The 16054-nt window shown below is 26.1% G+C and carries 12 protein-coding genes and 1 pseudogene; 10 read left to right on the top strand and 3 right to left on the bottom strand.

Annotated features, from left to right (window positions below):
- The first annotated feature begins 39 nt into the window (after window positions 1-39).
- From ACUN06_RS08160 to ACUN06_RS08125, 8 genes and pseudogenes are all read left to right on the top strand, one after another.
- Window positions 40-1296 carry an HlyC/CorC family transporter gene (locus ACUN06_RS08160; RefSeq protein WP_449389608.1) on the top strand — a complete coding sequence of 419 codons (1257 nt, stop codon included), beginning with the start codon at window positions 40-42 and terminating at the stop codon, window positions 1294-1296.
- A 243-nt stretch (window positions 1297-1539) separates the two neighbouring features.
- Window positions 1540-1677, top strand: a complete 138-nt coding sequence (locus ACUN06_RS08155) for a hypothetical protein (RefSeq protein ID WP_449389607.1) — start codon at window positions 1540-1542, stop codon at window positions 1675-1677.
- Window positions 1678-1680: 3 nt separating this feature from the next.
- Window positions 1681-2199 carry a GNAT family N-acetyltransferase gene (locus tag ACUN06_RS08150; protein ID WP_294367545.1) on the top strand — a complete coding sequence of 173 codons (519 nt, stop codon included), beginning with the start codon at window positions 1681-1683 and terminating at the stop codon, window positions 2197-2199.
- Between the two features lie 181 nt (window positions 2200-2380).
- A pseudogene (locus tag ACUN06_RS08145) lies at window positions 2381-3748 on the top strand (IS1182 family transposase); the annotation flags it as partial.
- A gap of 201 nt (window positions 3749-3949) precedes the next feature.
- Window positions 3950-4891: a ribonuclease Z gene (locus ACUN06_RS08140; RefSeq protein ID WP_449389606.1), complete on the top strand. Its 942-nt coding sequence runs from the start codon at window positions 3950-3952 to the stop codon at window positions 4889-4891.
- A 406-nt stretch (window positions 4892-5297) separates the two neighbouring features.
- A complete protein-coding gene (locus ACUN06_RS08135; RefSeq protein WP_294367543.1) occupies window positions 5298-6233 on the top strand; it encodes a hypothetical protein in 936 nt (311 codons plus the stop codon).
- Window positions 6234-6373: 140 nt separating this feature from the next.
- Window positions 6374-10717, top strand: a complete 4344-nt coding sequence (locus ACUN06_RS08130; RefSeq protein WP_449389605.1) for a PolC-type DNA polymerase III — start codon at window positions 6374-6376, stop codon at window positions 10715-10717.
- A 266-nt stretch (window positions 10718-10983) separates the two neighbouring features.
- The gene (locus ACUN06_RS08125; protein WP_291735480.1) at window positions 10984-11790 is read left to right on the top strand and encodes a class I SAM-dependent methyltransferase; all 807 of its coding nucleotides are present in this window, start codon (window positions 10984-10986) and stop codon (window positions 11788-11790) included.
- A gap of 370 nt (window positions 11791-12160) precedes the next feature.
- Here ACUN06_RS08125 and ACUN06_RS08120 read toward each other — a convergent pair whose 3' ends face one another.
- The 3 genes from ACUN06_RS08120 to plsY all read right to left on the bottom strand — a co-directional run bounded on the left by ACUN06_RS08120 (window position 12161) and on the right by plsY (window position 13686).
- Complete coding sequence (locus tag ACUN06_RS08120) at window positions 12161-12583, bottom strand: zinc ribbon domain-containing protein (RefSeq protein ID WP_294124577.1); 423 nt, start codon at window positions 12581-12583, stop codon at window positions 12161-12163.
- A gap of 193 nt (window positions 12584-12776) precedes the next feature.
- A complete protein-coding gene (locus tag ACUN06_RS08115) occupies window positions 12777-13043 on the bottom strand; it encodes a DUF1294 domain-containing protein (RefSeq protein WP_291731805.1) in 267 nt (88 codons plus the stop codon).
- Between the two features lie 52 nt (window positions 13044-13095).
- Entirely contained in the window at window positions 13096-13686 is a 591-nt protein-coding gene (gene plsY, locus ACUN06_RS08110; protein ID WP_291731807.1) for a glycerol-3-phosphate 1-O-acyltransferase PlsY, read from the bottom strand.
- Between the two features lie 463 nt (window positions 13687-14149).
- On the opposite strand from plsY, the gene ACUN06_RS08105 reads away from it, so the two are divergent.
- The gene (locus ACUN06_RS08105; RefSeq protein ID WP_294124575.1) at window positions 14150-15193 is read left to right on the top strand and encodes an ABC transporter ATP-binding protein; all 1044 of its coding nucleotides are present in this window, start codon (window positions 14150-14152) and stop codon (window positions 15191-15193) included.
- Complete coding sequence (locus ACUN06_RS08100) at window positions 15187-16053, top strand: carbohydrate ABC transporter permease (protein ID WP_294124574.1); 867 nt, start codon at window positions 15187-15189, stop codon at window positions 16051-16053. Before ACUN06_RS08105 ends, ACUN06_RS08100 begins: the two co-directional genes overlap by 7 nt.
- Window position 16054: the final 1 nt, after the last annotated feature.

The following is a 16054-nucleotide window of genomic DNA, read 5'->3' as shown; positions in this document are numbered from 1 at the left end:
AGTAAACTAGAATATTTAAAAAAATGGAGTGATGTAAAGATGGATGATAATGCCCTGATATTGATTGTTGTTATTGCTATTCTTATTATTATGTCAGCATATTTTTCAGCAACAGAAACTGCTTTTTCTAGCTTGAATAAAATAAAATTAAAAAATTTAGCTACAAATGGAAGTAAAAGAGCTGAAAATACAATAAATCTTGATAAAAAATTTGATAGTATACTTTCAACAATATTAATAGGCAATAATATAGTGAATATAGCATCAGCATCTATAGCAACTATAGTTTTTACTAAATATTATGGAGATGCAGGTGTAACAATATCAACAATCGTTATGACTATAGTTGTATTAATATTTGGGGAAATATCTCCAAAAAGTTTATCAAAAGAAAGTCCTGAAAAATTTGCAATGTTTTCTACACCAATATTAAAAATATTAATGATTATATTTACACCATTAAATTTTTTATTTGGATTATGGAAAAAGATGATGTCTAAGGTAATAAAGGTTGAAGAAATACCAATAGAAGTTGAAGATGAATTATTAACAATGGTAGAAGAAGCTGAAATTAAAGGCGGTATAGATGAACATGAAAGCAAATTAATTCGTTCAGCTATAGAGTTTAATGATTTAGACGCAGATCAAATCTTAACTTCTAGGGTGGACATGATTTCAATACCAAAGGAAACTACAATGGAGGATGTTAGAAAGGTTTTTAAGGAAAATAAATTTTCCAGAATTCCTGTTTATGAAAATAATATAGACAATATAATTGGAGTAATTCATGAAAAAGATTTTTATGATGCATTAGATGAAAAAAAAGAAAATATTGATAGTATTATAAAGCCGATTTTATATGTAACATCAAATACTAAAATTTCAGAGCTTTTAAAAAAGTTTCAATATATTAAAAATCATATGGCAGTAGTTATAGATGAATTTGGGGGAACTATGGGGATTATAACACTTGAAGATGTATTAGAAGAACTAGTAGGAGAAATATGGGATGAACATGATGAAGTTGTAGAATATTTTAAGAAATTAGATGAAGGAAAGTATAATGTTATGTGCAGTGTTTCTTTATCAGATTTTTTTGAAGAATTTAATATGAAAGAAGAAATAGATGATTTTGAAGTACAAACTGTTAATGGATGGATTATAAAAGAATTTGGATATTTGCCTAGTATAGGAGAAAGTTTTATATATAAGAATTTAAAAATTTCTATTTCTAAAATTGGAGATAGAAAGATAGAGGAAGTGATAGTTGAAAAGCTTAATGAACAAGTAGTTTAATTAAAGTTTAAAAAAAGTAAAATACAATTGAGCATATTATAACTTATCAAAATTAAATTTTAATGGGGCTGTCGCACTAAAACTTTTATACACAATGTATTGTTTTAAAAAATAAAAATTAATACAATATATTGTAGTATTTATTCTTAATGCGACATCCCCATTAAACTATAATGGAAAGTAAATTAACTATATGTTATAATATGTAATAGTTTAATAAAAATGGTACATAGTGAGGGTGAAATGAATAAAGAAAATGAAAACAAAGTAACATTATTTAGTGAAAGATTAGTATTAAGAGAATTTAATGAAAAGGATTTTTCAGCAGTTCATGTAAATGCTTCTGATAAAGAAAATATAAAATATATGATATGGGGGTAAGGGATGAGAGTTGAGTTGAAGAGGGGTACATTAAATGATTTATTTACCCTTAAGGAGTTAGTATCTATGAATTATATAGATACTTGTGATAAAGACATTACACAAGCTTATATTACAGAATATATAGATAAAACTTTTACTATACCAAAGTTAAGTAAGGAACTTACAAGAGAAGATTCATTATTTTACCTTATGTATGTTGATAAAAAGTTAGTTGGATATACTAAATTAAATAAATATGAAGCACAGTTAGATATTAAGTCTCCAAAGTCATTAGAAATAGAAAAAATATATATTTTAAAGGATTATCAAAGTAAAGGATTAGGCAAAATTTTATTAAATGAAATAATTAGAATTGCAAAAAATGATAATAAGGAATTTATATGGAGCGGGGTATTAGAGAAAAATAAAAATGCAATTTCATTTTATAATAAAAATGGCTTTAAACAAATTGGAAGGTTTCCATTTAAGGTAGAAAACTATATTAAAACAGGCTTTATAATGCAAAGAAATATAAAGTAATATAGAAATAAGCTTTTGAAAAAATAAAAAAAGATATAATTAAAAATTAAAATATGAAAAACTCCAAATTTAAAATTTGGAGTTTTTTCAGACTGTTGACAAAGTGTCAGCAGTCTTTATTTTTATCCAAATATGTAATATAATCTAAAATATATAAAATTGTTACATAGAGGTTTTATTAATGATAAACGAAAGAAAAGAAGCACAAAGTGAAATAGAAGTAGTAATGTTAGAAGAATTAGTCCCACAAGACCATTTATTAAGGAAAATTGATAAATATATAGATTTTTCATTCATTAGGGATTTAACTAGGGATTTGTATTGTCATACAAATGGTCGACCAGCTGTTGATCCAGTAGTATTATTTAAAATGTTATTTATAGGATATCTTTATGGCATACGCTCCGAAAGGCAGTTAGTTAAAGATATAGAAGTAAATTTAGCATATAGATGGTTTTTAGGATATTCAATTACAGAGAAAATTCCAGATTCATCTACAATAAGTCAGAATAGAATTAGAAGATTTAAAGGTACTGATATTCCACAGAAAATATTTGATAATATAGTTTTTCAAGCTATGGAAAAAGATTTAGTTGGAGGTAAAATTCTTTATTCTGATTCAACTCATATAAAAGCAAATGCTAATAAAAGAAAGTTTGAAAAAGTTGAAGTAGACGTAACTCCTAAGGAATATATAGAACAGTTAGATATTGATGTTAATGAAGATAGAGAGAATCATAATAAAAAGCCTTTAAAACCAAGAAAGTTCAAAAAAGAAACAAAAGAAATTAAGAAAAGTACAACTGATCCTGATAGTGGATATATGATGAGAGATAATAAACCCGAAGGCTTTTTTTATTTAGACCATAGAACTGTAGATAGTAAAAATAATATAATTATGGATGTTCATGTTACCCCTGGTAACGTCAGCGATAACGAACCAATATTAAAGAGAATAGATAGAATTAAAGAAACATTTAATATAAAACCTAAGTATCTTGGTTTAGATGCAGGATATTCAACTAATCCTATTTTTAAAGGAATAATAGATAGAGATATAATACCTGTTATTGCATATAGACGTTCTCCTCACAAAAAAGGAATGTATACAAAGAATAAATATATATATGATTATGATAAAGACATATATATTTGTCCAAATAATGTTGCTTTAATATATAAAACAACGACTCGCGAAGGCTATAAAGAATATAGCTGTTTTGAAGAAATATGTATGTGTTGTCCTCATAAAGATAAGTGTCTTGGAGAAAAATCTAAATATAAAATAATTAGAAGACATGTTTGGGAAAATCACAAAGACGATAATAAAAATTTTCTTAGAACCGAGAAGGGAAAAGGAATTTATGATAGAAGAAAAGAGACAGTTGAGCGAAGCTTCGCAGATTCAAAAAATCTGCATGGGCTTCGCTATGCTCGCTTCCGCGGACGCGAAAAAGTTTCAGAGCAATGCCTGCTAACTGCAGCAGTGCAGAATATGAAGAAGATAGCAACAAGACTATCTTTGTTATTTTTATATTATATTATTAAATTTGATAATATTTTTAATATTAAATTTTATCCACAACTAATAATAGAAAAATCCTCTATTTTTAAACAGGGGGTTTTTCAACAAACTGGAAAAACTCCAAATTTAAAATTTGGAGTTTTTTTTATATAAATTGGATATATAAATAGATAAGGATTATAATAAACAATAATTATAATATTAATTTGGAAAGGTGGTTAAGGTATGGTTGATATATGTTTATTAGGATGTGGTGGAGGAATGCCAATGCCATTTAGAAGTTTATCATCAACAATTTTAAATTTTAAAGGTAGAAAAATTCTTATTGATTGTGGAGAAGGAACGCAAGTATCTATGAAAATTGCAGGAACAGGATTTAAAGATATAGATTTAATTTGCATAACTCATTGTCATGGAGATCATATTGTTGGACTTTCAGGTCTTTTAGCAACTATAGGAAATAGCGGAAGAATACAACCCTTAACTATAATAGGGCCAAGTGGAATTACGGAGGTAGTAAATGGGCTTAGGGTAATTGCTAAATATTTACCTTATGAAATAAATATAATTGAAAATCCAAAAGAAGTTAAATTTGATATAAACAAAGAAAAATTAGAATTATCAAAGGAAAATTGTCAATTAATATTAAGCTGTTTAGAGGTTGAACATTCATCGCCATGTTTAGGATATAGCTTTTATTTTAAGAGAGATAGAAAGTTTTCACTTGAAAAAGCTGAAGAAAATAATGTGCCTAAAGTTTTATGGAATAAGCTTCAAAAGGGAAATAATGAAATAATAATTTATGATGGTAAAACTTATAAAAAAGAAATGGTACTTGGTGAAGAAAGAAGAGGAATAAAATTAAGCTTAATTACTGACACTAGACCTTTAAAGGATATAATAACATTTATAAAAGATAGCGATTTATTTATTTGTGAAGGAACTTATGGTGATGATGCAGACATTGAAAAGGCAATTAAGAATAAACATATGACTTTTAGAGAAGCTGCATTGCTTGCAAAGGAAGGAAAGTGTAAAGAAATGCTATTAACTCACTTTTCTCCATCTATGATTGAGCCAAAGGAATATGAAGAAAATGCAAAAAGCATTTTTGAAAATACAATTATAGGTGAAGATAGGATGAAAAAAAAATTAGCGTTTAAATAGTTAGCATTTTTTAGTTAGTAGTTTGTAGTTTGGGTATAAATTCAGCTTAGTATGTGTAATACTTTGATTTTGAATAGGAGTAGGTTCCTTTATTCCTTATTTTTTTAATATATCATTTAAATCATTACTAATTCCTAAATTTTTAAAATTTATATTAACTTACCTTTTATCTTTCATATAAAGTTTTATCTTATTATAACATTCATATATGTTAAGTGAAAAGCAAGATTGTTATAAATATAAAAAATATTAACGTATAATTTGTAATAAACAAACAAATTTTTAATATAAATACAATAATATTAGGAAATCATCTAATTTTGTAGTAAAATAGTAATTAAGGAATAAATTTGATATTAAGATAAAAGTATATTATAAATTTATATAGGAAAAGAGGTCAAAAGTTATGCTAAATGAAATCAACATAAAATTAAAAAAGTTAAAGAATGATGTTTCTTTAAAAAGTACATTAAATTGTGATATAGAAATGTTAGATAATAATTTAAACAAAGAAGAAAAAGAATTAAGATATTTAGAAAGACAATTAAATAAAGAAAAAAAACAAATGGATGATTTGAACAAGCTATCTATTTCTAATATATTTACATCTATATTTAAAAATAAAAAAAGTAAAAAAGAAAATCAAGAAAAAGAATATCTTGATGCAAAGGTAAAGTATGAAAAACAATTATTAATAGTAAATTCATTAAGAGAAAAAATAAAAATTAAAAGAAATGAACTTGATAAAATAGAAAATTGTGAAGAAGAATATGATAAATTAATGGACGAAAAAATAAATGTTCTTAAATTACAAGGAGATTATTTTACTAAAGAAAAAATAAGGCTTTTAGATGAAAAATTAAATGAATATTTAAAAATAAATGAAGATATTAGAAAAACACATAAGATTGGAAAAAATTTATTAGAAGAAGTTAAATTAGCAAAGCATGATTTAGAATGCTCAAAAAAATGGGGGAAGGTTGATATGGTAGCTAAAGATTCAATGTCTTCTATAGCTAAACAAAATAAAATAAGAAAGGTAAAATTAAAATTTGAAAATATAGAAAAATTAATAAATCAATTTAATAAGGAATTAGAAGGTATAAAAATAAATAATTTAGAATTTTCTAATATTACTTTTGCAATGGATATATTTTTTGATAACATATTTACTGATATTTCTGTACAAAGACAAATTAATGATTCAATAGAAGATATTGAAAGATTAGAAGATAAAGTTCAAAATATTTTATATAAATTGCAAATAAAAAATGAAGAAGTTATAAAAAAAATAAATAATGTAAAAAATGATTATATTTCATTTGTAGAAGAGGCAAGTTAAAGAAAGTTAATGCTATTTAAGTTAAATTTTAAATAGCATTAACTTTTTACTATTTTATCATTTAATTTAACATGTTTAAGAAGTAAAAATTTGTGCTATAATAATGTAGTTAAAAAATTATAAACACAGGGGGAAAAGGATTGAGTAAAGATATTATAAAAAAATTAACCCTTGAAATAAATAAGCATGAGAGTTTAGAGGATAAAGAACTTAAAATAATTAAGTTCCAGCTTTTAAGAAAAAGTATGATTTTAAAAGTTGTTTTAAGAGGTAAAGAAAAATTAACTCATGAAGAGGAAGAGTTAATAAAAAAGATTATTTGTAAGACTTTAATGATAAGAATTACAGTAGAAATAGTATTTTATAGAGATGCATCGGATATTTCTTTAGAGGAAGTAATAGAAAATCATTGGATTGAATGTATTTCAAGTACTATAAAAAATACACCTTTATGTAAAAGTCTTTTATTAAATTGTAAAAGGGAAATTAAGGATAATAAAGTTATCATATATAATGGATATGATAAATTAACAGAGCATTTAAAAGGAAAAAATGGAGAAAAATCACTAGAAGATACTGTAAAAACTATATTTGGAATTTCTTGTAGGTTTGAATTAAAGTTTGAGCCTGAAATGGAAGTAACAATAGATTTTGAAGCAAGAAAAAAAGAAGAAAAAGAATTATTAAGTAAGGCAATGAAAGCAAGAGCACAAGAAGTAACGAAAAGTGTTACTGGCAATAAGTCTATAGAGAAAAGGCAAGCTGAAAAGAAACCTTATGAAAAAAGAGAAAATATTTATAAAAAAGAACAAAAAGCTGAAAATGCTATTTATGGAAGAAATATTTCTATTGAAGAAACTCCAATTAATGAAATAAATGAAAGATCAGGGTATGTTGCAGTTTTAGGAGAGGTATTTAAAGTAGATACAATGGAAACTAAAACAGGAAAGATAATTTTAACATTTTATATTACAGATTATACTAGTTCAATAACTGTAAAATGTTTCTTAAAGCCTCAGGAAAAAGATAAAGTTCTTGAAAATGTTAAAGAAGGACTTTATTGTAAAGTAAGAGGAGAAGCAATATATGATACTTATCAAAGAGAAGTTGTAATCATGGGAAGAGACATCTTAAAGATGAAAAAAGTAGAAAAGGTAGATTCAGTAGATGAAAAGAGAGTTGAACTTCATTGTCATACTACAATGAGTACAATGGATGGAGTTACACCAGTTTCTAAAATAATTGAAAGGGCTGCAAAATGGGGGCATCCTGCTATAGCAATTACAGACCATGGAGGGGTTCAAGCTTTCCCAGATGCTCAAATAGCTGCAAAGAAAAATAAAATTAAGGTTCTTTATGGAGTTGAGGGATATTTAGTTGATGATGGAGTACCATTAGCATTAAATGAAAAAGGACAAAATTTAAATGATACCTATGTTGTATTTGATTTAGAAACAACAGGTTTTTCATCTAAAAATGATAAGATTATTGAAATTGGAGCTGTGAAAATTAAAAATGGAGAAATAATAGGTAACTTTAGTGAATTTGTTAATCCAAAAAGACCAATACCATATAAGATAATAGAACTTACAGGTATTAATGATGATATGGTTAGAAATGCAGAAACAATTGAAGAAATACTACCAAAGTTTTTAGAGTTTATTGGTGATAGTGTAGTTGTTGCACATAATGCTTCATTTGACTGTAGTTTTATTTCGAAAAATTGTAATGACTTAGGATTAATTTTTGAACCAACTATAGTTGATACCGTACCTTTATGTAGATTTTTATATCCAGAATTAAAATCTGTTAAGCTAAATATAGTTGCAAAGCATTTAGGAGTTAAGCTTGAAAGCCATCATAGGGCTGTAGATGATGCAAAGGCAACAGGAGATATATTACTTGAATGTATTAAAAAAACTAAAGAAGAAATGCAAATTGATACATTGGCAGGATTAAATAAGATTTTTTTAGAAAAGGTAGATATAAAAAAATTACCAACTTATCACATAATTATATTAGCAAAAACTCAAGCTGGAATAAGAAATCTTTATAAACTAGTATCAGAAGCTCATATAGATAATTTCTTTAGAAGACCTAGAACTAAAAAGTCAAGACTTATGGAAATGAGAGAGGGACTTATAATAGGTGGAGCTTGTGAAGCAGGAGAAATTTACAGAGCAATTATAGGTGGAAAAAGTGATGAGGAAGTAAAAGACATAATGAGATTTTATGATTATGCTGAAATTCAACCTATTGGAAATAATGCATATATGATTGAAAAAGGTTCTGTTAAGGATGAAGATGAGCTTAAAGATATAAATAGAAAAATATATAACTTAGCAAAGGAAATAAATAAACCTACTGTTGCAACATGTGATGTTCATTTTTTAGATCCTCATGATGAAGCTTTTAGAAGAATCATAATGGCAGGACAGGGATTTGGTGATGCTGATAATCAAGCACCTCTTTATCTAAGAACTACGGAAGAAATGTTAAAGGAATTTGCTTATTTAGGAGAAGAAATTGCGAGGGAAGTAGTTATTAAGAATCCAAATTATATTGCAAATTCTATTGATGATAATTTAAAGCCAATTCCAGATGAAACTTATCCACCTAAAATTGAAGGTGCAGATGATGATATAAGAAATATGACAATGAATAAGGTGCATTCAATTTATGGTAATCCTTTGCCAGAAGTTGTCCAAAAAAGATTAGATAAAGAATTAAACTCAATTATAAATAATGGTTATGCTGTGTTATATCTAATTGCACAAAAGCTTGTTGCTAAGTCATATTCTGACGGATATTTAGTAGGTTCGAGAGGATCTGTTGGTTCTTCATTTGTTGCAACTATGTCAGATATAACAGAGGTTAATGGACTTCCACCTCATTATGTATGTCCAAAGTGTAAAAAATCACACTTTTTCTTAGATGGATCTGTAAGCTCAGGAGCTGACTTAGAAGATAAGGATTGTCCAGATTGTGGTGTTCCTTATATTAAGGATGGTCATGATATTCCATTTGAAACCTTCTTAGGATTTGAAGGTGATAAGGAACCAGATATAGACTTAAATTTCTCTGGTGATAACCAAGGAGATATTCATAAATATACAGAAGTTTTATTTGGAAAAGGATATGTATTTAAAGCCGGGACAATTGGTACTGTAGCAGAAAAAACAGCATATGGATTTGTTAAAAAGTATTTAGATCAAAAGGGACTTGTAGTATCGCAAGCAGAAATTGAAAGATTAACTATTGGATGCACAGGAATAAAAAGAACTACTGGTCAGCATCCAGGGGGAATTATGGTTGTGCCTAATTATACTGATGTGTATAATTTTACGCCAATTCAAAGACCAGCAGATGATTCAACATCTGATGTTACAACAACTCACTTTGATTACCATTCTATTTCAGGTAGACTACTTAAGCTAGATATTCTAGGACACGACGATCCGACAGTACTTAGAATGTTACAAGATATAACAGGATTAGATCCTAAAACTATACCTCTTAATGACAAGAAGGTACTGTCTTTATTTACATCTCCAGAAGCCTTAGGAGTTACAAAAAAAGAATTAGAATGTGAAGTTGGCTCTTATGGATTACCGGAGTTTGGAACTAAGTTTGTTCGTCAAATGTTAGTTGATACTCAACCACAAACTTTTTCAGATTTAGTTAGAATATCTGGTTTATCACATGGTACTGACGTTTGGTTAAATAATGCTCAATATTTCATTAAGGAAGGATATACTACCTTAAGAGATTGTATTGCAACAAGAGATGATATCATGGTTTACCTTATGTACAAGGGGGTTGCACCAAAAACCGCCTTTACAATAATGGAAAGTGTAAGAAAAGGTAATGGATTAACAGAAGAATTTGAAAAAACAATGAAGGAAAATAATGTTGAAGATTGGTATATAGAAAGTTGTAAAAGAATTAAATACATGTTCCCTAAAGGTCATGCTGTTGCATATGTTATGATGGCTGTTAGAGTAGCATATTATAAGGTATATTATCCTTTAGCATATTATGCAACATATTTTACAGTAAGAGGTGCTGATGATTTTGATGCAGACTTAATTTGTAAGGGAGAAACTGCAGTTCATGCAAGACTTCAAGAATTATATGAACTTGGAAATCAAGCAACTGTAAAAGATAAGGGATTAATAACTGTATTAGAACTTTCTTTTGAAATGTATAAAAGAGGATTTAAAATGCTAAAAGTAGATTTATATGAATCGCATGCAACAAAATTCTTAATTGTAGATAATGCATTAAGACCACCTTTAAGTTCATTACAAGGGGTTGGAGTGAATGCAGCAAAATCTATTGCAGAAGCAAGAAAAGATGGAGAATTTATTTCAAAAGAAGATTTAAGATTAAGATCAAAGGTATCAAAGACTGTAATTGAAACATTAAGTAATCATGGATGTTTAGAAGGAATGTCTGAAACTAATCAATTATCATTATTTTAATATTTTAAAATAAAAAAGACTTATTATTAAATGAGAAAATGTATCTTTATATAAGGATATAATGGTATTTTAAAATCATTTAATAATTTGTCTTTTTTTATTATTGAGTAATATTATATAGTTAATTTACTAAGGAAAGTTATTAAATTATAACTTTTTCTATATTGCTTAAATTTATATTATAATAATGAAAAAACATTGTAATTAGAACAAATATTAATTTATTATCATAGGATATATTTAAGTAATAATTAAAGGAGATTAAAGTGAGTTATAATTCAATTTATGATATCATAGGATTGCACAATGAGGTAAATAGGTTAGAAACTCAAGCAAAATTAGGATGGGATAAAGAATTTAGAACATTAAAATGGTTAGGATTAAGAGATGGAATGAAAATATTAGATGTTGGAGCAGGTCCTGGAGCTTATACAGAACTTTTATTAGAAAATTTACCCAATAGTAAAATAACAGCTTTAGAAATAGATAAAAACCTATTATCAATAGCTAAAGATAGATTATGTGAATATCCAAAAGAAAGATTAAACTTTAAATATGGTTCAATAAATAATTCTGGACTAAAAGAAAATTCTTTTGATTTTGTTATTTGTAGATTTGTGTTTCAGCATTTAGAAAAACCATTAACAGGAGCAAGAGAAATTTATAAAGTTTTAAAGCCAGGGGGAATAGTTGCAATTATTGATTCAGATAGGGGTATGTATGGAGTTAGTGACCCAGATATATTATTTAAAAGTGGAAGAGGATTTATTACTCAAATAGAAAAAAGGACAAGGTGGAATAGGGAAGTAGGCAGAAAGCTTATAAAAATTTTAAAATATGAAGGTTTTGATAAATTAGATTTTGAGGCAGTAACAATTCATAGTGATTTGGTAGGTATAAAAAATATTATTGGATATCAAGAGGTTCCACCTGAATTAATAAAAATTGTAAGCAGAAATAATCCAAGATTAGGAAGAATAATGAGGTTATGTTGTGATAAAAATGAAAGGGAAAATTGTACTATAATTTTTCTAAATTTAATAGCAAAAGGGCAAAAGCCAATTATAACATAAAATAAAGGGGATGTCGCATTAAGAATAAATACTACAATATATTGTGTTTATTTTTATTTTGTAAAATAATATATTGTGTATAAAATTTTTAGTGCGACAGCCACATTACTAGTTGTACCACCACTTAGATATAGAATTTTTTTTAGGATAATTAAAGTTTTGTGTATTTTTAATTAAAGTTTTATTATTATATAAATTAATACAATTAAAAGATAAATTTATAAATAATAATGGGATAATAAAAAATATTTTTTTCATCATAACCTCCTTAAAAATAAAATATTATATTAATAATATCCCACATATTTATATTAAATATTTATATGATAAAAGCTCAGTATAAAAATATAAATTAATACTGAGCTTTTATTTATGTTCTAAAATCAAATTTTGTAGAACATCTTTTACAAGTAACGACTATGTTTCCTTTTTTTCTTGGAAGTCTTAATTTTTGTTTGCAGTTAGGACAAGTAGTTATTTTATAATTACGAAATTCATTAAATTTATGTTTTATATTGTTAAATAAGATAACAAAGTTATTTAAATCATAATTTTGTAAATTATAAGGTATAGATTTACCGAACTTATTTAATAATTTATTTGTATATGTATAAAATACATTATATTCTTCTTTTCTTTTATAAATCTTCTTTGAAAATGCTCTGTAAATAGCATAAATTAATATTAATAATCCTAAAATTCTTGTTATATCAAAAACATTAAGTATAAAAGATAATAAAATAAGTACTATAGATAATAAATCAAATCCATAAGTGCCTTTTAAAAAATCCATTTAATCACTCCTAAAAAATATAAATTTTATGATAATTATAATATAAATTAAATGCTTGTACAATTTAAAATATAATAATAAATAATGAATAAAAAATTAATAATAGGAAAATATAAAAGTGTAGTCAGTTAGTTACAAAGTAACTGATGATGATTATGGGGCGTTGCAGTAAAAAATGCAACGTCTTTTGTTTTTATAATTTGGTTTTTAAATATAAAAATATTAATAATTGAATTATTAATATTAAAGGAAAACCTAAAGTAAATTTTAAGTGTTTAGTCTTATGTCTAAAAGTATATATTCCTAGTATTTCACCTAAACTTCCACCTAAAATACATAAGATAAAAAAAGATTTTTCACTAATTCTCCATTTATGTAATATAGCTCTTTTTTTATCAACATACATTAAAATAAACGATAGTAAATTTATTAATAAAAAATATATAAATATTAATTTCATATAATCTCCTAAAAATAAAAAACACTGATTTTTTTTCAGCGTTTTAATAAAGTTATTTTTCTTCACCTTTAATTAATCTTACTATATTAGCTTTATGTCTCCAAAAAACAAGTAAACAAGCAAATAACGTTGCATAAACATAATATTTATCATAACCAAGTAGCAATGTAGATAAAAATAATGTTACACCTGCTGCTAATGAGCGTATTGAAACTATTTTAGTAAATAATTTTAAACCAAAAAATATAATTGCTGTAATTATAAAAGGAATAGGTACAACAATCATAAATGCTGCAGCTGAAGTAGCAACACCTTTACCACCTTTAAATTTTAGAAAAATAGTATAGTTATGACCTAAGATAGCGGCTATAGCAACCAATGATAAACTTAAACTTTCATTAGTGTTTAAAATGTGTGTCCAAATCAAAATTCTTGTTAATAATACGGGAATTATAGCTTTTAGCATATCACAAATAGCAGTAATTTTTGAAAGTTTTTCTCCAGCAATTCTTCTAACATTTGTTGCTCCTATATTTCCACTTCCATAATCTCTAACATCTTTATTAAGCTTTTTCTTTACTAAAATATATCCAGTAGGAATTGATCCCATAAGATAAGAAAAAACGATTAGTAATGGTAACATGGATACCTCCTCAATATATATATTTACATAAATATAATATTTAAGAATGTTAAAATATGCAAGAGATATTTGGTGATTTTAAACTTACATATAAATAGTGCAATAAATTTTTTAATAATTTAATATATTCAAAGAATATTACTTTTAGTTAATTTAGAAATATTTAAATAATATTGATAATTAGTTTAATATAATTCATAAGAAAATGATAAACATAAAATTAAGATATTTAGGAAAATATAAATTATATAATTGCGGCAGAAAACTTAAGGGAAAAATTTATAACAATATAAAATACTAGAAAAATAAGAAAAATGTGAATAAAGCGAGAAAAAGCTACTAAAATCTTGAATTATAAAAGTAAAAATGTTGACAAATATTATTAAGTTGTCGTATTCTGTAAAAGTGTGAAATTTTATTTTAACATTTTATTGTATTAAAAAAAGTATGAGGTGAATTATCAATGGGAATAAGACTAGAAAATCTAGTTGTAAAATTTGGAGATTTTAACGCAATTAATAATGTTACGTTACAAATACCAAAAGGAAAATTAGTTTCATTATTAGGTCCGTCAGGTTCAGGGAAATCAACTACATTATTTACGATTTCTGGAATACATAAACCTTTTAGTGGGAAAATATTTTTTGGAGATAAGGATGTAACAGGATTAGAACCAGAAGAACTTGGAATAGGGCTTGTTTTCCAAAACTATGCACTATATCCACACATGACAGTAAGAGAAAACATAATGTTCCCTTTAAAGAATTTAAAGTGGAACAAAGAAGAAGCTGAAAAGAGAGTAATAGAAGTTGCTGAAATAGTAAAAATAGCTAATCAGTTAGATAAAAAACCAGCTCAACTTTCAGGGGGACAACAACAAAGAGTTGCAATTGCAAGAGCTTTAGCTAAAAAGCCAGATATTCTTCTTTTAGATGAACCATTATCTAACTTAGATACAAAGTTAAGAGTTGAAACAAGACAAGAAATAAGAAGAATTCAAAAAGAAACTGGTGTTACAGCTATATTCGTAACACACGATCAAGAAGAAGCAATGTGTATTTCTGATGAAATAGTATTAATGAAAGATGGAGCAATCCAACAAGTTTCTTCACCAACAGATATCTATATGAATCCTATTAATAAATTTGTTGCTTCTTTCATAGGAAGTCCAGAAATGAACTTTATTAATGTTGATTTAAAAGATGGAGTTGGTACTTTAGATACTTTAACTATGGAAAATTTACCAAAGAATAAGAACAAAGCAATTATTGGAGTAAGAGCAGAAGATTTTGAGGTAGCAGAAAAAGGTCTTAATACTAAAGTTGTTACAGTAGAAATATTAGGTAGAGAAAGATTATTAACATTAGAGCATGCGGGAAAAGAATATAAGATGCTAGTTGATAAAGAATTCTTTATAGATGAAGGAGCACAATTAACAATCAGACCTAAGGCTGGAAAGTGTTATGTGTTTGATGCTGAAAGTGAGGAGTTCATAACAAAATGTTAAAGAAAAATAGAAAAGGATATTTATATTTACTACCTGCACTTATTATACTTAGTGTTTTTGTATTTTATCCTATAATAAACACTATTATTTTTAGTTTTGATGAAACTAAGGCTAAGGGATTTGTTTTTGGTTTTGGATCTTATAAATACTTATTCCAAGATAAAAGATTTTTACAATCTTTATTAAACACTGTGATATATGCAGCAATAGTACCAGCATTATCAGTATTTATTTCACTTTTACTTGCAAATGCACTTGTAAGTATTAAAAATGAAAAGGTTAGAGGGATATTCCAAAGTATATACTTCTTACCATATGTAACATCTCTTGTTGCAATAGGGATAGTATGGTCATGGTTATTTAATTCAGAATATGGAATAATAAATTTCTTTTTGGAAAAGATAGGTATTAACCCTATAAACTGGTTAAGTGATCCTAAATATGCAATGGTAGCATTAATAATATTTGCTGTTTGGAAAAGTTTGGCGTTTAATACTTTAATATTAACAACAGGGATTGCATCAATTAATCCTCAATATTATCAAGCAGCTAAGATTGACCAAGCAACTAGTGGAACAATATTTAGACAAATTACAGTTAAGTTAGTTTCACCTATGATTGCATATACATACGTTATTAGTTTAATTGCTTCATTTAAGGTTTATACTGAAGTATATGTTCTTTTTGGAGGGCGTACATTAGATGGAGCAGTATCAACTGTAGTTAGATATATAATAGACAGATTCTATGGGGATCAAGATTTTCCATTAGCATTTTCAGCTTCAGTTGTTCTTTTAGTTATTATATTAACAGTAACTTTAGTTCAAAAAACTGTTGCACGTAATAAGATTCATTACTAAG

The sequence above is a fragment of the Clostridium sp. ETTB3 genome (assembly GCF_053571985.1).
The sequence above is the reverse complement of the archived record's forward strand: the minus strand, read 5'-3'. Positions and strand labels throughout refer to the sequence as shown.

What these genes read in the sequence shown, in the direction of transcription:
- ACUN06_RS08160 (WP_449389608.1), top strand. Translation starts at nt 40, where the DNA reads ATGGATGATAATGCCCTGATATTGATTGTTGTTATTGCTATTCTTATT.
- ACUN06_RS08155 (WP_449389607.1), top strand. Translation starts at nt 1,540, where the DNA reads ATGAATAAAGAAAATGAAAACAAAGTAACATTATTTAGTGAAAGATTA.
- ACUN06_RS08150 (WP_294367545.1), top strand. Translation starts at nt 1,681, where the DNA reads ATGAGAGTTGAGTTGAAGAGGGGTACATTAAATGATTTATTTACCCTT.
- ACUN06_RS08140 (WP_449389606.1), top strand. Translation starts at nt 3,950, where the DNA reads ATGGTTGATATATGTTTATTAGGATGTGGTGGAGGAATGCCAATGCCA.
- ACUN06_RS08135 (WP_294367543.1), top strand. Translation starts at nt 5,298, where the DNA reads ATGCTAAATGAAATCAACATAAAATTAAAAAAGTTAAAGAATGATGTT.
- ACUN06_RS08120 (WP_294124577.1), bottom strand. Translation starts at nt 12,583, where the DNA reads ATGGATTTTTTAAAAGGCACTTATGGATTTGATTTATTATCTATAGTA.
- ACUN06_RS08115 (WP_291731805.1), bottom strand. Translation starts at nt 13,043, where the DNA reads ATGAAATTAATATTTATATATTTTTTATTAATAAATTTACTATCGTTT.
- plsY (WP_291731807.1), bottom strand. Translation starts at nt 13,686, where the DNA reads ATGTTACCATTACTAATCGTTTTTTCTTATCTTATGGGATCAATTCCT.
- ACUN06_RS08105 (WP_294124575.1), top strand. Translation starts at nt 14,150, where the DNA reads ATGGGAATAAGACTAGAAAATCTAGTTGTAAAATTTGGAGATTTTAAC.
- ACUN06_RS08100 (WP_294124574.1), top strand. Translation starts at nt 15,187, where the DNA reads ATGTTAAAGAAAAATAGAAAAGGATATTTATATTTACTACCTGCACTT.